The following is a 23,032-nucleotide window of genomic DNA, read 5'->3' as shown; positions in this document are numbered from 1 at the left end:
TTGCTGAGAAGATATAATTCGTTAGATTATTCTTTGAGGGGGTTTTAGATGAAAAAGCAAAAGTATTTTAAAGTTACTCTTATTCTTGTCTTCATTTTATCTTTTTCATACTTTCTATATCAACGGTATGTTCCTGAAAAATCTAATATTTCAGAGGAAGAAACAAAAGCATCTCTGAAAAAATTAGAAAGCAAATACAATACCCGAGATGTCATTATTGTGTTTAAAGAAGGTGTTTCGGAAAAGAAAATTAACGAGATTATTTCTGAATTCCAAGGAGAAGTGATTGATCGTCTGCCTGAGATTAAAAACTACCATATTCAGATTCAAAAGAATTTAACAACAGAGGAAATGCTTTATTTAGTAGAAGACTTGAATAAATTAAATGAAGTTTCTCTAGCTGTAATGGAAGAAAAGAATACAGGCGAAGAGAAATCTAAATCCTACTTTAATAGCAATCAAATTGAAAGCAACAAAACTTTCGATGACGCACTTGCTATCTACAACAAACCTGCTAATGTATTCTATTCTCCAGATGGCTCCCACACGTTCCTCTACCCTTCTAATTGGGATTTTTCCGGACAAGGTAAGTTAGTCTACAAAAAAGAAGAAAAAGAGCTCACGTACTCTTTAAAGAAGTCTGCTATTGATTTGTATGAAGATGTTATTCAAACAAACATCCAACAAGAAGAAAAAAACGGTATGACTTTAGATAGTGAAATGGATGTACATAATCAAGGAAACCTTATTATTGCTAAATGGGTAATGAAGAAAGATGATAAATTATTACCTAGAAGCCTTATTCAAGGAAAAGACTTTTACTACTACTTCACCACAAATGACAACGTAACGTTAGATGAATTTTCTTTAATCGTCGATTCCTTTATTGTGAACAAAGATCCTTTAAATAAAAAGTAATTCAATCAAATATCATATGCAAAAGGTGAATACATTGGGGTTTAAAATTGTCTGTGGAAATTGTAAAAGTACAGATGTTTCTGTATCAAACATTATAAACATTTATGATCACGTTGAAATAGTATTTATCTGTAACAGCTGCGGTCTTGTAGAAGAACAACCTTACTAACAAAGCAAGAAAAAAAGACTATTGGCGTAAAACGCTGGTAGTCTTTTTTGTTTCGCTATCTTCTTATCTTAATCCTTCATAATTTCTAAAATTTCACCTATTGTTTTCTCCTGAAGTTTTTTGCATTTTTTAACGTTTGATAAAAACATCGTACCAACAGGTTCAAAGAAATCTAAATAATAAGCACGTTCTGAGATAACAAACGTTCTTTCTGGTCTAATTAGGTACCTTTCGTTACCGATAAACACTTGCTGTTGTCCTTTTTTATTAGGATAGGCCTTATATAATTCGCCTTCTTGAAATGCTTCATTGAAGGCTTTTGTACATTTTACAATTTCAAATTTCAGCAAAGATACTCACCGCCTTACTTTGTATATGTTAATAGTTGAAAGAATTATTTACTTTTCCTTCGCGATTAATATATAGAAACAGTTAAAAGCGGTTTTTTTAGTGATGTATAAATACACTTAGTGCTGTAGAGAAAAAACAACAATCTTAGCCTTCTTTCCCATCTTCCAAACATCAATATAATAAAAGTAGCCGTTCTCGTAATTATCTACAGAACCATAATCATTTGTATTTATATTAGAAACAAATTCTTTATCCCACTTTCCCAAAAGTTCCTCTTTAAAGATTGGCTCTAATAAATTATCGTGTTTATTCACAAAAAGTAATACATCTGGTTCCTCAATTAATGCTCTTATCTCTTCTACAGAGAATGTCTTTTTTATTTTTTGGTTACTTTCTATTTTTGGTCCGCTTATTTTGTCTTCCGCTTCGTTGATAAAAAAGTAGTCAACATTCACGTAAAAACCTGCTTTCTTTAGAGATTTATAAAGCCAACGTTTAAGTTTTATCCCTTTTAACTTAAAAAGCTATAAAGTTGTCTTCTCGTTTATGTATAGATAGAACTTTCCTTCTACATATTAAAGTCCAACTGTATTTGGGCGCTGTGACCATAATCTTCATTTGGGTGCTGTGCCAGTTCTCTTAGTACTTTAATAGCAAACTCTCTAGCCGTATCATCCAAGTTACAAGCTGCCCATAAACGCACATATGGATCCTCGTGTTTTGCTAAATTGATTAGTTCACTTTTACCTGCACTACCGGATTCTTTTAATTTTTTTGCCATATTAACTATTTTATCTGTGTGCTTGTTAGCTGCAGTTATGTTTCCGTTCTGCTGTTGTTCTAATTGCTTTTTCACTTCATCAATAAATGTAATTACCTTATCGCTTAGGTTCATATCTATTACTCCTTATGTGAAAAAGACGAAAAGCTTATGCAATTCACCTCGGGATTTTTGTGTTTCAATTATATAATTAGCAGTAACATTTTGTCATTTAATACAAGTTAACAGCAAGTATTAACTAAAACAGGACAAAAAAAGACGATTTAAATCAATAAATCGTCTTTCGAATTTTATTTTAAAGGTAAAACTGCACCGTTTACTACAAGATTAAACTCAATATTAAGCATTTTCTTTAGTGCCGCAGTTGTTTCTTCTTCAAATTCACTAATTCTTAATCTCTCTAGTTCTTCAATTTGCTCTTCACTAAGATGTTCGTATCCATCACTAGTGGCAAAAATAAAATATTGTAGTTTTTCCTCTTCTTGCAATTGATTATACAACTGTAGAGTCTGATCCGTTGTTTTATTTAAAACTGTAAGAATAAATTCATCAATATTATCGTAAGAACAGTCCATATCTGGGCGCATACCTATTGCATCTGATAGTAAGTCCTCTACTTTTTCTTTATCATCCTCTGGAGCAGATGCTTTGAAAATTTCTTTTTCGTTTTGAGTAATTTGAATATTAATAAGATGATGAGCCATAGGTGATAAATCCATTAGTGCACTCCCTTTTCTTTTGTTTATAAAATAAGTTTAAAACGAAATATTAAAAATAGGAAAAAAACCAAAAAAATATTGAGATATTATTTGTTACTACCCAAATTGCTTTTTGCTTATAAGAATTTGTTTTTGCTCTAATAATGGTAAAAGTATGAAAGATAGGATTTAAGGAGAATATAACTACAAATTATTGTTATACGGAGGAAAAAAACTTGCAACAGAACACTCGACTAACCGCTCCCGAGATTTCAAATCTATGGGCTCATTGGCAACGTGAGACCTTATCAATTTGTGTTAATGAATATATGTTACGAACTATACAAGATCCTGAAATACATAGCTTCTTCCAAAGTGCTTTGGATATATCCTATAAACACATCAATACGTTAAAAGGGTTCTTTGAAAAAGAAAAATTCCCACTACCTAAAGGATTTACAAAAGAGGATGTAAACTTAGATGCACCGCCCCTATTTACAGACACACTATGTTTAAAAGCTCTATATATGATGATTCAGCACGGAAGCAATGAATATAGCCTTTCACATACCAATTCTATACGTCACGATATTACATTGTTTTATTACCAATGCAATATGGAAGCAATGGACTTGTTTATGAAAGCAAAGGATCTTCTAATTTCAAAACAACTTTATAAAGGACCTTCTGAATACGTAACACCTGAAAAATCCACAATTATTAAAGATTACAATTATGTATCAGACATATTCGGAAAACATAGACCTATAAACTCAGTTGAAAGCGGAAATATTTATTTTAATTTATATAAAACGCTTATCTCTAAAGCACTACTACTAGGATTTGCACAGGTTGCCCAAGATTCAAAGGCTCGTTCAGTATTGGAAAAAGCTCTTGATGTCAAGAACAAACATATTAACGTGTTCTCTGCTGTATTAGCTAAAGAAAATCTTCAGGTGCCCCAATCTTTAGAAACAGAAGTTACAGATTCTACTGTTTCGCCCTTTTCAGATAAATTAATGCTTATGCAATCCGGCTTTCTATTTGGCGTAGCTGTAACCTACTTCAATGCCGCTCTTATATCGAGTATGAGGTTTGATATATCGGCTCACTGCGAAAAAGCAGCATTAGATAGCTATTTGGCTTTTAGTCGCATCGGAAAGGTTATGGTTGATAAGCAGTGGATGGAACAACCTCCACAGGCAGACTCTCGAACAAAAATTAATTAAGGCAACGAATATATTGTTAATGCACAAAAAACATCCCGCTTCGAGAAAAAAGAAACGGGATGTTTGCTGTTTCGTATAGCTAATCCTATGTAAATGGCGCTTAATTTCTATCAGACCAACTTTTCCATATCGTAATTTTTTCGGATATAATCTACTACTTCGTTTGCTGTATTAATAATTAGTTTATCTCCACTTAAAGGAGGAGGAACAGAAAGGTTACAAGAACCTTTTTCTCCGGATTCTTTGTACTTCTTCAAGTTGAAAGTCACATATAGCAATGGGAATGTACGGGGTGACTTTCCGGAATCCAATACAATGTTAAACACTTTTTCGGCATATTCTTTACGAATATAATCAATTAACTCGTTTAATCGTTCAATAACTAATTTATCATTTAACAACAAAGGATGTAGTTCCAGATCACAAGACTCTCTACCTTCTGTTTGTTGATACTTTTTAAAACTGAATGTTATATGAAATAGAGGAACTTCTTTATGCCCTTTAGTAATTACCTTTAATATTTGATTAATCATTTAAAATCTCCTTCGAAAAAATCTATACAGTTAGGATGGTTAAAACCAAAACTAATCATACCATCTAGGTTATATATATGATGGCGCTTGTCGCAACGGTTAAAAGTTAATTTATAAATGCTTATTTCTTCAAAAGGATATCGTAAAAAGAAAAGATTTATCAATAGAAAAACCTCCCTTTTCAAGGAGGTTTAGTTAACCGATTTCTTATTAGGTAGCATTGCTACCTAATTATTGTTATTCTTTTGTTTTATTTTCTCTGTTACATCATTATATGTAGACCAAGACTTACGGTGGTGAGGTGTAAGTCCGTGTTCAATACAAGCATCAATGTGTTTTTTATTAATGTATCCGGCATTGCTCTTCCAGTTATAGATATCTCCATACTCTAAATCAAGTTCCGCCATCCATTCATCTCGGTGCACTTTCCCAATAACCGAAGCTGCAGAAATGCCGTGACAGTATAAATCTCCTTTGATAACAGATTCTTGAGGTATCTCTACGTCAATAATTTCTGTTCCATCAACCAGAAGGTAGTCTGGAAGGATTTTTAACCCTTCAACCGCTCGTTTCATTGCTAAGCGTGTAGCTTGTTTAATGTTTAATTGATCGATTTCTTCTACAGTGGCGTATCCAATAGAATAACTAATGGCTATGTCTTTAATAATAGGAGCCAGCTTTTTCATTGCTGCCTTTGTCATTTTCTTTGAATCTGTTAAGCGATTAATTGAAATCCCTTTAGGCATAATAGCGGCTGCAGCTACTACGGGACCGGCAAAAGGACCGCGGCCACATTCATCAATACAGGCTATATACTGATGACCTTTTTTTCTTAGTTCATTCTCTTTTTGAAGCGTACTCATTTTATCACCCTTTCTTTTTAAACAAATTTGTATATGTAGAGAACTTACCGACTACATCAAGCAATGCTTTTTGCTTCTTTAGAAACTTATTTAACCTAAGTGCCATTGCGGTTAATAAGAACATTAGAAACGTACTTATAAGTAAAAACACAATACCTATAATAGATACGACGATTAATCCCACCTGGAGAATAGCATCCATAACAGTATCCATTTTTCATCCCCTCCTCTTTTCATTCATTAAGAAAAAGTTGTGCTTTTCCTGAAATAACCAAGTCAACACAAAAAATAAAAAGACCGCAATAGCGGTCTTTTAGAAATTATGTATTATTGATATCTTTTGCGTTCCCACTCAGAGATAGATAAACGGAACTCGTCCCATTCTTCTTCTTTTTCCTTGATGAACGTATTAAATAAGTGGTTTCCTAATACGTCTTTTACTAGCTTGCTACCTTTTAACTCTTCAACCGCTTCTTTTAAGTTACTTGGAAGAGTTTCTACACCCATTTCATTTACTTGATTTAAAGTTAGAGCGAATAAGTTTGTTTTTTCTTCTTTAGGTGCTACTGCTTTTTCTTCTACACCACGTAGACCTGCTTCAATTAACACAGCTAGTGCTAGGTATGGGTTAGCCATTGGATCTGGGTTACGTACTTCTACACGAGTAGCTTTACCACCAGATGCAGGGATACGAACCATACAGCTACGGTTACTACCAGACCAAGCTACATATACAGGCGCTTCATAACCTGGAACAATACGTTTGTATGAGTTAACTGTTGGATTTGTAATAGCTGCCATTTGACGAGCGTGGTTTAAGATACCTGCGATGAAGTGACGAGCTGTTTCTGATAGGTGTTCGCCTTTACCAGCAAATACGTTTTCGCCATCTTTAAATAGAGAGATGTTGCAATGCATACCTGAACCGTTAATACCTTGAATTGGTTTTGCCATAAAAGTAGCATTCAAACCGTGTTTCTTAGATACGTTTTTAACAACATATTTAAACATTTGAATGTTATCTGCTGTTTTTAACGCTTCATCATACTTGAAGTCAACTTCGTGCTGTCCTAATGCTACTTCGTGGTGTGCAGCCTCTACTGTGAAGCCTAACTCTTCAAGAGCAAGAACGATGTCACGACGCGTATTAACCGCTGTATCAATTGGTGATAAGTCAAAGTAACCGCCTTGGTCATTTGGTGTCCCATCTGGTTTTAATAAAAAGAATTCTGGTTCAGGACCAACCATTACTTCAAATCCTAATTTTTTAGCTTTTTCTAGTGTGCGAATTAATACATTACGTGGATCGCCTTCATATGGCTTTTTATCCGTTGTATGGCTATTACAGAAGATTAGAGCAACACGTTTTTCGTCTTCTAGTTTCCACGGCATTACTTGCACTGTGTTTAAATCAGGCACTAAATACATATCACTCTCTTCAATACGTGAGAAACCATCAATAGAAGAACCGTCAAACATTACTTCGCCTTCTAATACACGATCAAGTTGAGATTTAGACAATTCAACGTTCTTTAGTTTTCCGTTAATGTCAGTGAATACTAAACGGATAAAATCTACTTCTTTTAATTTTTCTAATGCAATTTGGTTTGTTGTCATAGGTATACATTCTCCCTTAATATAAAGTGAAATTTCTTACTTATTACTTCGATGTCTATATATTTTCAGCATTTTAAATTTCTCCTTCTCGTGATGTGAGAAAATCTCACATAAAAACAAATAAAAAAAAGAAGAGTATTAAAACCCTTCATCTTCCCTCACTGCTTTGGCAGAGAATTGCTCTCTTTCCTCAGTGAATTTGGCATCTTCCAACATTTCCGGAGTTATTTTTCCGTCTCTTGTGTACTCCACCCATTTTTCAATTTTGCTTAATTCATTTGATTTAATGCCTAACTTCTCAGCAATAATCTTTTTATCTAACACTTCCCTTTCAACGACATTAATACAAAGTTCAACAGCGTCTTCATCTAATCCAGCCACGATAGCGGAATCAACACCACGATCTTTCATAATCTCCATCATTAAATTTTTTAAGTCTTTTGCTTCGTCTTGGTTAGCCTTAGCAGCCGTTCGTCTTTCTTCATATTGCTCATATAGAGTTGTTAGTTCTTGTATGTAATCAGAGCTCATATGCTTCACCTCCGCTAACCCTTATAGCGGTTTTTAACGGTTTATAAAGTAATTAGAGCATTTATTTTCCACAAAAATGTAATTAACACTTTAAACAACTTAAGATTTTGTATAAAATTGTAAATAAGAGATGTTTCATATGCGAAAAAACATTGAAAAGAAGTATTATAGATTATTCACTGGTGAACTGAGTGCCACTATTGTTTTTGCTGCTATATGGATTATGTTCCTAATGAGAAAAAGTGAAATAAACGCCTTTTTAACATCGTATTATTCTGTTTACGCTTTTGTCTTATTAGAGTTTGTATTGTTCCAGGGAAGCTTATATTGGTACCTTAAATTAAAGCAAGCACGTAAGAATTCATTTAGTAAGTTACCTGACAGTACATTAAGAGTTTTTAATATATGTAAGAAACTCAATTTGTTGTTATTTATGATAGGAGCTATATTATTAATCATTCAGGTTGTTACTCTCCGTACTGAGATGTTTTGGTATACAATAATTTATATTTTTGCTCTTGTTGAGTATATTAACTACTTTTATATACGCCTCTCGTATTTAAGTCCCGAAGAAATGAAGGAGTTTAGGCAGCTAAAAGGGTTTAAGCCCTCAAAGCTAGCTAAAGAACTAAAAAATCTAAAATTATAACGGTAAGCTGTTTTTGGATAGTGTGTTACTAGCATTAAAAGAGTTATAAGGTTTTGTTCTATATAATTTAACATTCTAGATTTACCGCTATATACGAAAGTCAGCAAGAAAGAAGGCTACATATGCACCACATCAACAACAACACTCAGAACAAAAGCATAAAGAAGGAATTTAAAACAAAGGACGCTATTATGGTCTTTTCTTCTTTTGTCCTAATGTGTATCGCAGTTATTTTTGTTTTAGTGTCCTCTGATGTGTTTACTCTACAGAGGTTCTTGTCATTTAATAATTTTTCACTAATGATAATGGAAGTAGCAGCCGCTTCATCAGGCTTGGTGCTGTTTAGCATAGTCTTAGCTGTCTTTATTCCTTCTAGATACATTGATGAAACGAATAAAAGCTATCAGAACGGTTCATTACTAGGCATTATTGTCTTTATGTTTCTAGCGGCATTATTTGAAGAACTGCTTTTTAGAGGAATTATTCAAAATGCACTTTCTATATTCATAGAACATCAATGGGCTACCATTGTCATAACAACTGGATTATTCTTAGCACTTCATACTCAATACTTTAAAAAGCCTATAATGCTGTTAAACATCTCAGTTCCAAGCTTAGTTTTTGGTTATATATATGTCGAGACAGGTAACATATTAGCCCCTTTTTTCGTGCATTTTATAATGAATGTAGTAATGACACTTTTGTTTAAATACAGATTACTAAGCATAAGAAATTAACAAAAACTAAACCAACGCAAAACAAAAGACAACTTCTTTACGTAGTGTAAAGAAGTTGTCTTTTGTTATTTAGTTTCTTTTATTCACTGGTGTCAAACGATAAATGAAGTTCTTTCTTAATGTCTTGCGTAAGTTTTGCAAGAGGTCTTTTCCCTTGTTTTTCAGGCGTTATATAGTTCATAAAAAATCTTTCTGTAAATTCTTCTTTACTTTTAAACATATAACCAACCTTATTAAAGAGTTCATTAAATCTATCTTCTGTGTTTAATCGACTAATCCATATTATATCTAAAATAATATCTTTATGACTATTGTAAATACCCTCTAAACTAAACGCTTTAATAGCAGTTTCTAATCGATTATGAAGTGCTTTGTCTGCTGTGTTGATTTTAAAAGTGACGTTAAAATTAACAGATTGACCCATTAAATATCGGTAACTATTAGCACTGGTATAGTCAAGGTCCGTACCAAATGTAGCGACATCCAAAAACCCTTCTTCATAAGGATAAATCGCTTCAGAAACATAGAAATCTTTTATTCCTTTCATACTTCTATTACATACCCCGCAAGATGGAATTAGGTTATACAGAGATATACCTAAATACGGATAGTTTGATTTTGGGTAGTAGTGATCGAAGTCAGGTCTAGTTTGATTTTCCTCTTTACCTTCTTTTTTAATCAATGTAGTAAACAATCGGTTGCAATATGGACAGACACTGACATTTAAACGCTCTGCTAACTCATATGCTGACCATCCTGTACTAGCACTACTAAAAGAATTGTAGTCAAATATATATTCCAATACCTCTTTATGAACCTTCCACTTCTCTTTTAGGTTATCCATCTCATTGTTAAATGTTTTAATTAACTCAGATGCTTTATTATCCAAATGCTTGCACAAGGAGTTTTCAATAATGAAATTTCCCAATCCATCTTGAACAGCTTTCCTTCCTAATTTTCCATCTACTTCATATTCTCTATCTTTTTTAATTTTAGATAATTTACTAGGTGAGATAAAGTAATACTTTTCTATATGAGCAATAATTTCTTTTAACTCTTTTCTTTCTCCAACGAGTACCTCATCTACTTTCGCGTGTAGATAATGAAGCATCCATATTATTGAATAATTCTTTTCTCGTTTAGCTTTTATAATTTGGTAATACAATTTTGTTAAGACAATCGGTTTAAAGTGGGCTAAGTGATTATTCTTAATAGTTGTTGGATCATCTAATTGAATTTTAATCATTATCTTGTTCCTTACCTAAATCGTTGATCATAGTTCTTAAACGCAGTTTAATATCCTCAGGAATGTTATTATCAGATTCAATTCCTGATAAAAATTGCTTTGTAACACTCTCTTCAGTATCTTTCCGAAACTTGTTAATATACAGGGATTCCAGCTTTGTTCGTATTACAGGCTCACCTATAATTTTTATTGTTTTTCTAATCTCTTCTTGTGAATATTGTTTTTCTTCTTTTAAACTTGTGTTACTCTGATTCTCTGGAAAAGTGACACTATCATTTAAATAACTGACTATTTTTTTTATCTTTTGTTCTGAAAACTTTCCAATAGTAGTATCCATAAAGAAATTGCTCATTAATAAGCTATGAATATTTGCGGCAAACGTTTGACTAGGCTTGTCTACAATTTGCGTGTGGCCTTTTTCTGTTTGAACTTCGTTTTTTTCCAGATAAATAATATTACTTGTAGGAATATCTGCAATTATAAAAGGGACATTGGTAGCTAAGATTATCTGTAATGTTTCAACAGTATCAAATACAATTGGTAAAAATTCTATTAGGTTATTTAATATTCCTCTTTGCCATTCTGGATGTAGAGAATGTTCAATTTCATCTAGAAGTATAACTAACCTTTCATTACCATCTTCCTCAGAATTTTCACCCTTGAATTTTTCTGCTAAAACAAAGAAACGCGAGAACATTCCTAACAATGCATCTTCTCCTGTACTAAGGCCATCCCAATCAATTTTTATAAAATCACTACCTGATTTTATCAAACTGTATTTATGTAAAAATTCCGCAAGTAAAGAAAGTCCTTGTGAGGTTAAATCAATTTCTACTATCCCTACACTTACACTCGAGGCACCCTCTGCGCTACCCACTCTTCTAGAATTTAAGTATGTTGTATCTTCTTTTATATGGACAGCTGGGTTGTTCCCTAAAAAGGTTTTATTAAAATAAATCACAAAATCCTTGTAACTCTCTGTCATAGCGGCAAGCTTACTATCGTCAAAACTTTCATTTCTATCTTTGTTATTTGTTAAAAATACTGTTACGAATCTTGTTATCTCATCTTTGAAATTGTCCATTAGCCAAAGTATGTGATTTGCATTATCTTCCAGAACAAGACTAGCACGTTTTCTATCCTTATTTTCAATTTGTTTAGAGAATTCGCTTAAAGCCTTCGTACCCATTCTATAATCTTTGAAACTGTCAAGAAAAATTAATGTATTAACATCTTTAAAATAAGAATCTAAAATTCTTCTTAAGTAAGTCTGCTGAGCTAAAGCTAATTTATTACGTCTATTATATTTAGATAGAGGGATGCTGTTAATAAAACTATAAAATTCCTTTTCAAGCCCGTTTATTCTATTTCTACTTTCAGATCTCAAAGGATTTTTAAAAGCATTATCATTTAAGAAATTGTCTTGTCTTTGGAGGATGTAGTCTAAATTCAAGTAAGCTTTAGTAGGAAAAAAATTGTGTTTTGTAATAAAACCTCTACCAATATCACTGTTTAAAAGTTGGATTCTTTTTTTATTTTCACGGACATAATATTCTCTTAAAAGACCTACATCTAGATGGACATCTTCAACAATTCTGTACCTTGGCTCCCTAGGTCCAACGTCAAAATAGCTATCTCCATTTCGTATTAATTTATAATTCATCTCATTTAGTATCCCTTTTGTAGATAAATCAAAGTATTTAGAACCAGTGGAGGTTTTTTGGGTATAGAAATTATTATCAAATGCATACGAAAAATAAATGCAAAAAGTTTCTTTAAGATATTGGTGTTTTTCAATTAAAAATAAATCTGCTTGTTTGGTAATGAAATTTTCGTCATCTCCGTAAGGAGTATATTCAAGCATATATTCTTTTAAATATTTCTTCTTTCCTAAAATTAAATCTTTGTGATGAACTACTTCATAGTTATTTTTATTCTTTATTACGAGTATTTTTTTGTGATCATATAACTTTTTTTTCTCATCTTTTTTAGCAAGGATCCCACCTTGAACATAAAGACTTTTAACTTCTTCTAAAAATGTGCTCTTACCTACACCATTTCTGCCTACTACAGCTGTTACATTGCTAATTTGTTCATCACTATATACATTAAAAAAGTTTTTTATGTACAAGTCATCTTCTTCAACAGTTAACTTTTTATTATTATAGTCATAAGAAAATTTTAATTCGCTACCGAAGTTAAAACCTTTATTGTGTTTTTCATAACCTAATCTATCCGTCCAGTAATAACAAATCTCCACAGCATTCCGCTCCTAAGTGCTCTATTTTGTCTATACATCTGTAGTTAAAAACGAGCTTTTATTTAATAGTACATAAACTATGTACCTAATTCTGTGTCTCCATATGAGAAAAAAGGTTCATATATCAACCTAATAATTACTTTATACCTTCCATAAATTTTCGTAAATACTTATTTTATTATGTATAGTAAAATTTATACTGTTCATATGGTGCGTGGAAGATGTGAAAAAATTAAGATCAACTTACCATAAAAAAACACCTACTATCTATATGACAAGATAGTAGGTGTTTTTAAGCACTCGTACATTTTAGTTGACGCTTGCTGTTTTCGTTTTCTTGATATTTACGATAAACGATGCACACATTGCTATAGCCGCTACATATGCAAATACAGTAAATGCCGGTGTATGTATGGCCGTTATGTTATTAGTCTTAAACGAATATGCATATAAACCGATTAGAAAGATAAATGGCATTAGTTTGTTCATTCTTCCACCCCCTTTTTAAACTACTAACATATTACTCAACATTTATTTATATTTAAAACTTACTGTTTATTTTTTAATTAATGAAGAACTCTGCTGCAACACATTAATTTTCATTAAACTAAGCAAATCTTTAAGGTATTAATAACTAAATATTCCTTTGTCTTTCCACTGATTAAAATACTCTTGGTATCCCATTTCTTTAGCGGTCATTGTATGTTGCTTACCTTCTAGAAAAAACGTATGAGCCCCTGACAAAGCTTCATAGGTTGGATTATCTAATACATCGCTAAAAAGCTCTTTAAATGTCTCTATAGATACTGTAGAGGTTACTCCTTTTCTATCTACTTCAAGAAGAATAACTTCCCCCTTCTCTCCGTACTTAACTGGATCTCTTAAAATGAGCCTTTCTCGTTTCAATGCTAAGTATAATTGCTCCATTCTAATCCTCTTCTCTATACAAGACGTTTAAAACCGTATTACTATCTATTTATAAAGTAACAAAGTAAAGGATAACCGCTACTGCAAAACAAGGTAGACTAAGTAATAATGTATTAATAGACGTCTTGAATCTAAAATCTCTTGTTTCTGGTGTATCCGAAGCGAAGTTTGCTCTTAGTTTATCTCCATTCGCAAAAGATCCAGATACCAATGCTGAACAAGCAATACAAACAAGTCCTATGCTCCCTGTCATTAAATAAGCTCTATCAAAGTTACCCCATAATATAAGAGTTGCTATGATCCCTAATATAGCCAAGCCTGTTCCATACAATACATATTTCATAGAACCACTCCTCTCTGTAATATATACTACGAATGAGTAGACTGTTTCGTTTCATTTTATTACAAATTTGCTAGTTAATTTCCTTTATTTATATTTAAAACCAAAATAAAAACAGCACCTGCAGTTAGGTTACTGTTTTTTGTAGTAAAAAATAATTATATTTTAGAGCTAACCTTAATTGGTCCGCTGTATAAACCTTCAGCTTGTAATACTTCTAAAGCCTCTTTTTGTTTGACATTAGCATTCCCTACCGTAAAACCGTTCCACACTGAGACACAATCTGTTACCTGACATAGCCAATACATATAGTCGCCATAATATTGTGGTGGACAAAGATCTGCTAACGCTTGTCTATTAATATCTAGTTTCCGGCAAGCAATAGCGATTAACTTTTCTTGGTGTGAAGGAACTGCGTACATTATTTCTCCATCAACTGAAATAATAACTTCTAAATAATTAATAAATGTTTTTTTATGAGTTTCTATATTAAATGGCGAATGTAACACCCGCTGTTGCTGAACCATTTTAGTCACCTTTTCCTTTGGACATTCTACTATTCATTGTTCTATCTTTTTGAGATAAGCATACACTATATTAAGACACTAAAAAAGGGACTAGCTATTTAAGTCCCCTTTTAGTATCTTTTAAGCAAAATTAAATACTTTGGTTTTACAGCATTTTTTAGTAGACAGTATTGGTATCTACTAATCCTTTCTCTTTTAGGTCCTGAACGGCATCCTTTAATAGAATATTTCCGTCACCTTTATATTTCTCCATTAACTCTTCAATATCTTCAATTCGATCTTCTTTAATTGCTTTTCTAATTTCCTTGTTAGGGAATAGCACTTCATATGCCGGAACAACACCACCACCAATTTTAGGAATTAAGCGTTGGTTAATAATCATACGGATATTAGAAGATAGCTGCGAACGAATATTTTGCTGTTGCATTACAGGGAATACACTTACGAGACGGTCAATAGAGTCTGCACAAGTATTAGTATGCAATGTGCAAAATACGATATGCCCTGTAGAACTCGCTATAATCCCGTTTTCTATTGTCTCAAGCTCACGCATCTCACCAATAAGGATTACGTCAGGATCACGTCTTAAAACGTCTTTTAGAGCTGCTGAGAAGCTAGGCGTATCGGAACCAACTTCGCGTTGAGTAATAATAGAGTTTTCTGATGACCTATGAACAAACTCAATTGGATCCTCTGCAGTAGCAATATGGACACTCATATTTTTATTAACATAGTCAATTAGAGATGTTAACGTGGTTGTCTTACCGCTACCAGTAGGGCCCGTAACAAGAATAAGACCTGTATCACGCTTAATTGTTTCAACTACTTGTTCCGGTAAACCAATCTTGTCTAGAGGAATGGCTTTATCACTTAAGCGGCGAATAACTAATGTGTATTCTCCTCTTGCTTGTGATAAGTTGCCACGAAAACGTACACCAGAGAAGGTAACAGCAAAGTTAGCGGACTTTAGTTCGTGGAAGTTGTTAATTTGGTAATCATCAATAGCCTTAGATTCAATAAGTAATTTAAAGATATCATTACCTCTGATAAATTTTTGTGTTTTAATAATTTTCTTGTGAACCCTAAATGTAACAGGATTGTTATGCACTAAGTGAAGGTCACTGGCATCAATTTCAATCATCGTCTTTAGAAATTCCTCAAACATATTCTTCGGTTCTGCTAATACAGGTTGATCAGACATATTATATACCTCCAAAAGGCCAAAAAAAGACCGCTTCTTATACAGAAGCGATACGAACATAACGTTCAAATAAAGTTTTCGTAAGAGAATCCGTTTGTTTTTCACACTTTATATTCTCATATTCCTTTTGAATTTTAGTGTCGCCCCAATTTTCCTTCTTGGCTTTCTTCTCGAGATTTTTAATATCATCCTTATATTCATTTAAGTACATTTCAGCCGCTTTAATTCCTTGCTCATTCTTTATTTTTTCCAAAATTACTATATGACTCATTTCGTGTAGAAAGATATACATTTCGTGAGGAGTCAATATTTCTTGTTCTTCCTTATGTAAATATATATACATCTCATAATCAATACAATTATCTTCAAACGAAATTTCTACCTTGCTGTTCAGATACTCGCCTTCTTTAACCCAAACACCAATTTTTCTTTTATTAATATGACTAAAATCTGCTAATACATTATTCATTAACATATGTAATTGTTCTATAGCTTTTTCCATATGCACTTAACCTTATTTCAGTAAGTCAGCTGCTCTTTCAGCTAGTGTAGAACGTTCCGTTTTATCTAGCTTCATAACACCTACATACGGTTCTTGTTTCATTCTTTCAATAACAAATGTTAAGCCATTACTCACAGAGTCGATAAACTTATTATCAATTTGTTCAGGATCTCCAATTAGTACAATTTTTGTTCCTTCTCCAGCACGAGTAATAATAGTCTTCACCTCGTGACTTGTTAAGTTTTGCGCTTCATCAATTATAATGAATTGGTTTGGAATGCTTCTTCCACGGATATAAGTGAGGGCTTCAACTTCTAGGTAAGGTAATTCAGCTACAATTTCATCAATTGTTCTGCGTTCCTTAACTGCAGCAGAAGCTTTTTTGTCTTTTTCTTTATCAAGGTTCTTTTTAGAAGATTGGTTGTAGATGTATTCGAGGTTATCAAAAATTGGTTGCATCCAAGGTCTTAGCTTGTCTTCCTTTTCACCTGGTAAGAAGCCAATGCCATTTCCCATTTCAACAATAGGTCTTGCTACAAGTAATTTATCATAGTGGCCAAGAACTTCTATTTGATGTAATGCAGCAGCCACCGCTTCTAACGTTTTTCCTGTACCGGCTTTACCAATACAGCAAATTAAGCTCGTTTCCTTATCTAACAGAAGATCTAAAAACATTCTTTGACCAATGTTCTTCGGTGAAATCCCCTTAACTGCTACTGGACCCTCAGTTGTAATTTTTCGTACAAACCTTTTGTCATCTTGAAGAATTAAGCGTCCGTAGAAAGTTGCTTTAGCATTTGTAGGGCTCTTACAAATAAAGAAATCGCCATCGTAAATGTTTTCTTTTAATTCTTCAACACCTTCACCTACATAAATGGCTTCTTTAAAACGAGAGTACTCTACCGGTCTTTCTTTAAATAAGTCATTAAGAACTTCATCATTGATATAAACAGTGTGGTAACCTTTATGGATGTATTCAGCATTTTCAACTAAACGATCATTGCTATATACGTCAGCATCAAAATTCTTTAATTCTTCTTTAAGCTTTCCTTTAAGCGCATCAGCTTTTGCAATCATTAAAGAGTCATTTGTTACTAACGTGTAGTTTCTATTTGGGTTTTGTACAGCTAAATTAATAGCAGTTGATAAAATTTTATTATCGTTATTCATTTCTCCAAACACATCTTCAATGACTTTGTTATGCTTGTTATGTAATTCAATTCGGAAAGTACCACCCGATTCCAATCTCACAGCATTTGAAAGTTCATTTTCCGTAAATTTTTTTCTTAATTTCATATAGTGACGAGAAAATTCTCTTGCGTTTTTCCCTACTAAATCTTGTCGTCCCTTTTTATTATTTACTTCTTCAAGTACAACCGCTGGTATAACTACATTGCCTATACCAAATTTAAATATTGAACTTGCGTCATTCAATATTACGTTGGTATCTAATACAAATTCTTCTTCGTGTAATTCAGAAACATTTTTATTCAAAGAACATTTCTCCCCTCAAGAATCTTATACATATGTTATTTAATTTTTCTTGGAACCCTTTTCCGTTGTCAGATAATAAAAAAAGAAGCTATCACCTATTAGTAGTAGATGGTAGCTTTCATAGAGAGGAGCTTATATAACACGTCTATTTAAGTAATATTTATAATTAGTAGGGTGTAAAAAACAAGAAAATTTTCTAAGAGAAATGTAAATATTGCTGTACATACAAAGGTAGAGTATGATATTTCTCTTAGTAGCTAATATTATTTATATATTGATTATTTAGAACATAGTTATTTAAGAACATATGTTGAGTTCTTAAAGGTTAATTTGGAACATTAAGTAGCATAAAAAAATTGATACCTCATTTTATTAAATGATTATTTAAATGTTCAATGGTCTACACCGTGTTTCTTTGGAACAATGCTGTTTTATTCCTAAACCACTTATTTCTTTCTATAAAATAGAAAAGAGACCTATTGTTTAACATAGATCCCTTTTAAAATCGCTATTATCTTATTTATTTTTGCTGAAAACTTTTCAAAACTTCTATATCGTCTAAATACTCTTGCTCTCCATATTCCATCCAGTCAATTCCTAGTTTATTTAATGCATCCCCGAAATTATTTAATGGATATCCTGATAATTCAGCAGCGCGCGCAAAAGTCACTCGTTTTTTCAAAAATAACATAATTGATGACATAACCTGAACATTTTTAGAAATGTTGTCTTTTTCAAACAGATCTTTTAATAATGGCTCTAATTCTTTGGAGATAGGTATATTTATCATTTCCTTATCCGAGTCCATAACTTTTTCACTCCTTTAAAACCAAACTTTTGCTATTTGTTTTTGACAGTCTAAATGCCACTGTTTTTTCTTTCTTGTTAGCTAGTCATACTTAAGTTTACTACAGTAGCCCCAAAAAAAATTCTTAAATTACATAAATTTAATATCTAAAAAACTTTTTAGCTTAAACAATTAGTCCAACTAAATTGTTCATTTAAAACATATTTTATTATATATGTATCAAACTTTATTCATCTTGTTATTAGAACAATGATAAATTAAAACTTATTTCATTGTTAGATATTAAAATGTTTTAATTTCCAAGAATACTACAATGTTAATTTGGAACATTGTTATTTTTAAACCTCCTCCCTTCTTTTCAAAAGTATGTTTATAGTAAGTTATATAGCGGAACCGCTGCTATTTGCTTATTTAAGGTTATTTCCTTTTACAAATATAAAAGGCCTTTAAATGTACTAAAAAAGCACAAGCTATTATAAGCTTGCACCCTTTTTAGTCGCTGTAGCATTTTGTTCTGCTTTTGCCGCTTTATCAAAAATATCAATAAGAGAGTTATTCATATCGGAAATATCACCGTATTCCCAGAAGTTCTTTCCACACACTAAGATATCGCTATGCAAATGTAAATCCTCATCCGTACCTAACGCTCCATTACTTGTACCTGAGTTACCTACTTTCGCAATCCAATCCGTTGTCTTTACGTAATCTCCAACTTTCAATTCTGGGTTCACACTACTAGTGTGTGCGTAATGCACTAAAACGCCATTTTTACTTTGAATCCATACTTGTCTACCACGTAATTTATCTAATGTTTTTTGAGATGTGTTATTACTCTCCGCAGCTTCTTTTAATAAAACTTCTCTATGATTAAACTCTAACTCCTTGAAATTTTTATCAATCCTTACAATTCTACCTTCAAACAGAGGATGGATTAATGTTTGTCTTGTAATCTCAGTGCCAATCGCTCCAGGATACCAGTCAAATCCTTCGTGCTTTCCATTTCTGTAATCTCTAGCTGCCCCTGGTACTTGCCCAGGCTCCTTAGTAACAAACGCGTGATCAATTGGAATATGAGGGCCGCTCAATACATTTAAAACCTTCTCTTTATCCACGTTCTTGCAAACCTGAATGCCGGTTCTTTTAGTTACCGTGTAACTCCCTTTGCTTCCAGACAGATTAAATAATTTCTTTGCATCGCCTTCTGGAAGTAAAAATGCATTGCTTTCCCACTTTCCTTTTACAGCGTAGAATTGTCCGTTTACATATATGTATTTGTCTATATCTTTATAGATCATATATGGGTAATGGTTTAACTCTCCCCAATAACGCTCGTTATCATCTTCCTTAAAATTAGTTAACACAATTGAGTTTTCTTTATATGTAAGTTCTATTTTGTTTGATACATCTTTTTTCTTTACACTTTGATGTGTATAGTTTTGGATAGGATAAATCATATATACTAGGGCGTATAAAATGATAACTGCTGGAATAAATCTTTTCACCTAATCACCACTTCAATTAGAAAAAAACTATTGTAAACCCCATTTTTTGAGCATACAAAAGATAACATACTCTTTACATACAATTTTTTGTATGTCTCTTTTTACTTCTGAATCATTATATAAAAGATACGGCTCAATCTTTATTTGATTATTTTCTATTAAAATAAATAATTCTAAAATAGATCGACCAACTTTAAAGAAATACCTTCCTGAACCATTTGCAGTGTTAACAGCTACACTATTAACACACTCCTTTTGTAAGTACTTAAGGAACTCCAATTGTGTACCCTCCATACTTACCGTTTTTTCTTTAATACTAAATAAGCGGTTTATGTTATTTAAGGGTGCTATTGATTGGTAACTATTAGGTTCTTCAATATGCCATTTCTTTAATAGCTCAATACTTTTCTTCATAAACGCCTCCTTCTACCTTTCGTATTAAGCTTCTTAGTTGAAAACCCTTTATCTTTACAAAATTAAAAAAGCCTAGATGGATTGACCACCTAGGCTTTTCTTATAGATTATTTATTTCGGTTTTTGGCTGTTGCTCTGTAACCTTTTGATTTTGACTATTATTGTCCCCACCGCTTGTAGTTTGGCCGGCTTTTGTTTGTGTTGTTTCCTCTTGTGAACCACTATCCTTTTGTTCTGTTCCTTTTACATCTGTTCCTGTTGTATCACCCGAAGAAGGTGTTTGTGTTTTTTGTGGATCTGTTTCTGTTTCTTTTTGCGGCTGTGTTTCAGACTGTTTAGGAGCTTCAGTTTGAGGAGTTTCTTCTTTAGTAGGTTCTTCCTTAGTAGGTTTTTGTTCTGTAGTGTCATCTTCCTCCTTAGTAGCTGGTGGAGTTTCTTCGACTACCGGTTTATCTTCAACCGCTGGTTTCTCTTCAACTACTGGTTTTTCTTCCACTTTAGGAAGTTGAATAGATGACTTATTACTTTCTAGCACTTTTTGTCCTGTTTTTTCATCAAAACCAACTACTTGATACGTATAAGTTTTTTCAGCCTTCAAATTCGTGTCTGTATAACTGCCATCTAAGCTGTCTCCAATAATAGCGTCATTTCTATGAATTTCGTATTTTAATCCTGGTTTGTCTTCCCATTTAACTGTAACTTGATTACCTTCAGTGTTTCGGAAAAGTTCGATTGAGATTTTATCAACGTTTGATTGCTGTGCTGTTATTTTTGCTTTTGGTAAAATTTTTAAAGTATCTTTCGCAATTTCTCCAAACATTTTTGCAGCAATATATGATGTTTGCCCACTTGGAATATAGTGTCGGCTGTCTGCATTATCGAAACCCATCCAAACAATACCTACCATATTATCTGTAAATCCAGCAAACCATATATCTTTGTTTCCGTGTCCACTAGGGTTTTCATTGGTACCCGTTTTACCTGAGATTTTATATCCAGGTACCTCAGCATTTCTACCTGTACCATTTGTTACTACGCTACGAAGCATACTTTTCATCTGATCAGCAGCTTCTGCTCTAATAACTTGTTTTGGTTGTTCAGGTTCATATACTACTTCATCAAGATAATTCACCATTCTGCGAATAGTATGAGCTTCAGCACGCTTACCGCCATTTGCAAACACTTGGTATGCATCTGCCATTTCAAGTGGTGTTACACCATACTCTAAACCGCCTAGTGCAATTGGTAAATAAACATCGTTATCCGTTAATTCAATACCTAGTTTTTTAACATACGCTCTAGCATAATCAATACCTACTTGTTGAAGCATCCATACCGCAGGTCCATTGTTAGATAATCTTAGTGCTTCTGCCATTGATTTAGAACCATTACAGTTATGGTCTTTAACAAAGTAAGTCCCAAAACTTGATTGACATTGTACTGTAGAATAAGGATTCCATTTTCCTGTTTCTAACGCGGGGCCGTAATCCATTATTGGTTTAAATGATGAACCAGGTCCACGTTTTGCTTGGAATGCTCTATTAAAAGATAAGAATTGTGTAATTTCATCTCTAGAGCCAGTCATAGCGTAGATTTCGCCATTTTGGGGATTTACGAAGACTGAGGCACCTTGTATCTTTTGGTCATCCCCAGCTGGATTTGTAGGATATAGACTGCTATCAGACATATGTTGTCTCATTGCTTTGTATACTTCTGGTTCGAAGCTTGTATAAAGTGTTACGCCTGAATACATAACTTCTTCAATTGGCATATCAAGAATTTTACTTGCTTCAGATAAAACATAGTGAACATATTCAGGGTAGTGAATTTGTTCATCATCTGCAATTTTCGGTTGTTGCAGAACTAAGAAATCCTTTGTTTTTGCAGCTTCATATTCTTCTCTTGTAATGTATCCGCGAACATACATATTCGTTAATACCGTATTTCTTCGTTGCATTGCTTGTTCTTTATTAGCATAAGGGTTTAACACACTTGGAGACTGTGGAATACCCGCTAATAAAGCGGATCTTGCAATACGATCAATTTTATCTTGTTTTTCAAACTCTTCAATAGTCATTCCGAAATACGTTTTAATCGCGTTTTTAACTCCATATGCACGTTGACCATAAAAGTTGTGATTTAAGTAAAAAGCAATAATATCTTGCTTAGAATATTCCTTTTCGATTGCTGTTGCATACACAGCTTCTTGAATCTTACGGTCTAGGGTTTTACCTGGGTTTAAATAGATACCTTTTGCTAATTGTTGTGTAACTGTACTACCACCCTGTTCAAAAGATCCTGAGCGAAGGTCAACAAGTACTGCACGGAAGATTGTACGAACATTTACACCAGCGTGGTTAAAAAATTCTCTATCTTCCGTTGCTACTACGCCTTCAATAATCTCTTTAGGAATCTCACTATAAGGTGTCATTTCTTTACGATCTTTTTCAAACTCAGCCATTTTATTACCTTGTGCATCATATATCCTTGTTGGCTTCGGTTCAATCCGTAATTTTTCTCCGTCAAGTTCAATAGAAGCGAATCGTTGATTTACTATTAGTCCTGTTAACAACCCTACAATAGCGGTAAATAACAAAGAAACCATTGTAGCTTTAAAGATGTTACGAGTGGTATGACGAATACCCATTTATTAAATTCCTCCAGTTGGTTATATGTATTAAGGAAACTTATTTTTAATATTCATCTCAATCACCACATTCCTTTCTTTTAGCAAA

General features: G+C 32.9%; 26 protein-coding genes. 4 read left to right on the top strand and 22 right to left on the bottom strand.

What is annotated here, in order from left to right:
* Window positions 1-48: 48 nt before the first annotated feature.
* Complete coding sequence (locus WKH56_RS07645; protein ID WP_342835148.1) at window positions 49-918, top strand: S8 family serine peptidase; 870 nt, start codon at window positions 49-51, stop codon at window positions 916-918.
* Window positions 919-1,155: 237 nt separating this feature from the next.
* On the opposite strand, the gene WKH56_RS07640 is transcribed toward WKH56_RS07645, so the two are convergent.
* From WKH56_RS07640 to WKH56_RS07625, 4 genes are all read right to left on the bottom strand, one after another.
* Window positions 1,156-1,437, bottom strand: coding sequence for a hypothetical protein (locus WKH56_RS07640; protein ID WP_342835147.1), 282 nt, complete (start codon window positions 1,435-1,437; stop codon window positions 1,156-1,158).
* 117 nt (window positions 1,438-1,554) lie between these two features.
* Window positions 1,555-1,893 (bottom strand): hypothetical protein, encoded by a 339-nt coding sequence (locus WKH56_RS07635; protein WP_342835146.1) that lies wholly within the window; start codon window positions 1,891-1,893, stop codon window positions 1,555-1,557.
* A 113-nt stretch (window positions 1,894-2,006) separates the two neighbouring features.
* Window positions 2,007-2,333, bottom strand: a complete 327-nt coding sequence (locus WKH56_RS07630; protein WP_342835145.1) for a HEAT repeat domain-containing protein — start codon at window positions 2,331-2,333, stop codon at window positions 2,007-2,009.
* Window positions 2,334-2,509: 176 nt separating this feature from the next.
* Complete coding sequence (locus WKH56_RS07625; protein ID WP_342835144.1) at window positions 2,510-2,938, bottom strand: hypothetical protein; 429 nt, start codon at window positions 2,936-2,938, stop codon at window positions 2,510-2,512.
* Between the two features lie 215 nt (window positions 2,939-3,153).
* Here WKH56_RS07625 and WKH56_RS07620 point away from each other — a divergent pair, with 215 nt between their 5' ends.
* A complete protein-coding gene (locus WKH56_RS07620) occupies window positions 3,154-4,146 on the top strand; it encodes a DUF3231 family protein (protein WP_342835143.1) in 993 nt (330 codons plus the stop codon).
* Between the two features lie 110 nt (window positions 4,147-4,256).
* On the opposite strand, the gene WKH56_RS07615 is transcribed toward WKH56_RS07620, so the two are convergent.
* The 5 genes from WKH56_RS07615 to WKH56_RS07595 form a co-directional block, all read right to left on the bottom strand.
* Window positions 4,257-4,679: a hypothetical protein gene (locus tag WKH56_RS07615; RefSeq protein ID WP_342835142.1), complete on the bottom strand. Its 423-nt coding sequence runs from the start codon at window positions 4,677-4,679 to the stop codon at window positions 4,257-4,259.
* A gap of 227 nt (window positions 4,680-4,906) precedes the next feature.
* Window positions 4,907-5,542 (bottom strand): ribonuclease HII, encoded by a 636-nt coding sequence (locus tag WKH56_RS07610; RefSeq protein ID WP_342835141.1) that lies wholly within the window; start codon window positions 5,540-5,542, stop codon window positions 4,907-4,909.
* A gap of 4 nt (window positions 5,543-5,546) precedes the next feature.
* A complete protein-coding gene (locus tag WKH56_RS07605) occupies window positions 5,547-5,756 on the bottom strand; it encodes a hypothetical protein (RefSeq protein WP_316911420.1) in 210 nt (69 codons plus the stop codon).
* Between the two features lie 113 nt (window positions 5,757-5,869).
* A complete protein-coding gene (locus tag WKH56_RS07600; protein ID WP_342835140.1) occupies window positions 5,870-7,159 on the bottom strand; it encodes a glutamine synthetase family protein in 1,290 nt (429 codons plus the stop codon).
* A 138-nt stretch (window positions 7,160-7,297) separates the two neighbouring features.
* Complete coding sequence (locus tag WKH56_RS07595) at window positions 7,298-7,690, bottom strand: hypothetical protein (protein ID WP_342835139.1); 393 nt, start codon at window positions 7,688-7,690, stop codon at window positions 7,298-7,300.
* A 139-nt stretch (window positions 7,691-7,829) separates the two neighbouring features.
* Here WKH56_RS07595 and WKH56_RS07590 point away from each other — a divergent pair, with 139 nt between their 5' ends.
* Window positions 7,830-8,339, top strand: coding sequence for a hypothetical protein (locus WKH56_RS07590; RefSeq protein WP_342835138.1), 510 nt, complete (start codon window positions 7,830-7,832; stop codon window positions 8,337-8,339).
* 305 nt (window positions 8,340-8,644) lie between these two features.
* The gene (locus WKH56_RS07585; RefSeq protein WP_342835137.1) at window positions 8,645-9,076 is read left to right on the top strand and encodes a CPBP family intramembrane glutamic endopeptidase; all 432 of its coding nucleotides are present in this window, start codon (window positions 8,645-8,647) and stop codon (window positions 9,074-9,076) included.
* A gap of 79 nt (window positions 9,077-9,155) precedes the next feature.
* Here WKH56_RS07585 and WKH56_RS07580 read toward each other — a convergent pair whose 3' ends face one another.
* From WKH56_RS07580 to WKH56_RS07520, 13 genes are all read right to left on the bottom strand, one after another.
* Window positions 9,156-10,322 carry a hypothetical protein gene (locus WKH56_RS07580; RefSeq protein WP_342835136.1) on the bottom strand — a complete coding sequence of 389 codons (1,167 nt, stop codon included), beginning with the start codon at window positions 10,320-10,322 and terminating at the stop codon, window positions 9,156-9,158.
* Window positions 10,315-12,582, bottom strand: a complete 2,268-nt coding sequence (locus tag WKH56_RS07575; RefSeq protein ID WP_342835135.1) for an AAA family ATPase — start codon at window positions 12,580-12,582, stop codon at window positions 10,315-10,317. The genes WKH56_RS07580 and WKH56_RS07575 overlap by 8 nt, the downstream gene beginning before the upstream one ends.
* Window positions 12,583-12,891: 309 nt before the next feature.
* Window positions 12,892-13,071 carry a hypothetical protein gene (locus tag WKH56_RS07570; RefSeq protein WP_342835134.1) on the bottom strand — a complete coding sequence of 60 codons (180 nt, stop codon included), beginning with the start codon at window positions 13,069-13,071 and terminating at the stop codon, window positions 12,892-12,894.
* Window positions 13,072-13,209: 138 nt separating this feature from the next.
* Complete coding sequence (locus tag WKH56_RS07565; protein WP_342835133.1) at window positions 13,210-13,509, bottom strand: hypothetical protein; 300 nt, start codon at window positions 13,507-13,509, stop codon at window positions 13,210-13,212.
* 49 nt (window positions 13,510-13,558) lie between these two features.
* The gene (locus tag WKH56_RS07560) at window positions 13,559-13,852 is read right to left on the bottom strand and encodes a DUF5316 domain-containing protein (RefSeq protein ID WP_316911428.1); all 294 of its coding nucleotides are present in this window, start codon (window positions 13,850-13,852) and stop codon (window positions 13,559-13,561) included.
* A 155-nt stretch (window positions 13,853-14,007) separates the two neighbouring features.
* Entirely contained in the window at window positions 14,008-14,376 is a 369-nt protein-coding gene (locus tag WKH56_RS07555; RefSeq protein ID WP_342835132.1) for a hypothetical protein, read from the bottom strand.
* Between the two features lie 157 nt (window positions 14,377-14,533).
* Window positions 14,534-15,577: a type IV pilus twitching motility protein PilT gene (locus WKH56_RS07550; RefSeq protein ID WP_342835131.1), complete on the bottom strand. Its 1,044-nt coding sequence runs from the start codon at window positions 15,575-15,577 to the stop codon at window positions 14,534-14,536.
* A 37-nt stretch (window positions 15,578-15,614) separates the two neighbouring features.
* On the bottom strand, window positions 15,615-16,079 hold the full coding sequence (locus tag WKH56_RS07545) for a hypothetical protein (protein ID WP_342835130.1): 465 nt from the start codon (window positions 16,077-16,079) through the stop codon (window positions 15,615-15,617).
* Between the two features lie 12 nt (window positions 16,080-16,091).
* A complete protein-coding gene (locus tag WKH56_RS07540; RefSeq protein ID WP_342835129.1) occupies window positions 16,092-17,573 on the bottom strand; it encodes a PhoH family protein in 1,482 nt (493 codons plus the stop codon).
* Window positions 17,574-18,093: 520 nt separating this feature from the next.
* On the bottom strand, window positions 18,094-18,381 hold the full coding sequence (locus WKH56_RS07535) for a UPF0175 family protein (protein WP_342835128.1): 288 nt from the start codon (window positions 18,379-18,381) through the stop codon (window positions 18,094-18,096).
* 473 nt (window positions 18,382-18,854) lie between these two features.
* On the bottom strand, window positions 18,855-19,835 hold the full coding sequence (locus tag WKH56_RS07530; RefSeq protein ID WP_342835127.1) for a M23 family metallopeptidase: 981 nt from the start codon (window positions 19,833-19,835) through the stop codon (window positions 18,855-18,857).
* Window positions 19,836-19,910: 75 nt separating this feature from the next.
* The gene (locus tag WKH56_RS07525) at window positions 19,911-20,297 is read right to left on the bottom strand and encodes a hypothetical protein (RefSeq protein WP_316911435.1); all 387 of its coding nucleotides are present in this window, start codon (window positions 20,295-20,297) and stop codon (window positions 19,911-19,913) included.
* 100 nt (window positions 20,298-20,397) lie between these two features.
* The gene (locus WKH56_RS07520; protein WP_342835126.1) at window positions 20,398-22,944 is read right to left on the bottom strand and encodes a transglycosylase domain-containing protein; all 2,547 of its coding nucleotides are present in this window, start codon (window positions 22,942-22,944) and stop codon (window positions 20,398-20,400) included.
* Window positions 22,945-23,032 lie beyond the last annotated feature (88 nt).

It is taken from the genome of Priestia sp. SB1, from assembly GCF_038898415.1.
This window is presented reverse-complemented; position numbering and strand designations above follow the sequence as displayed.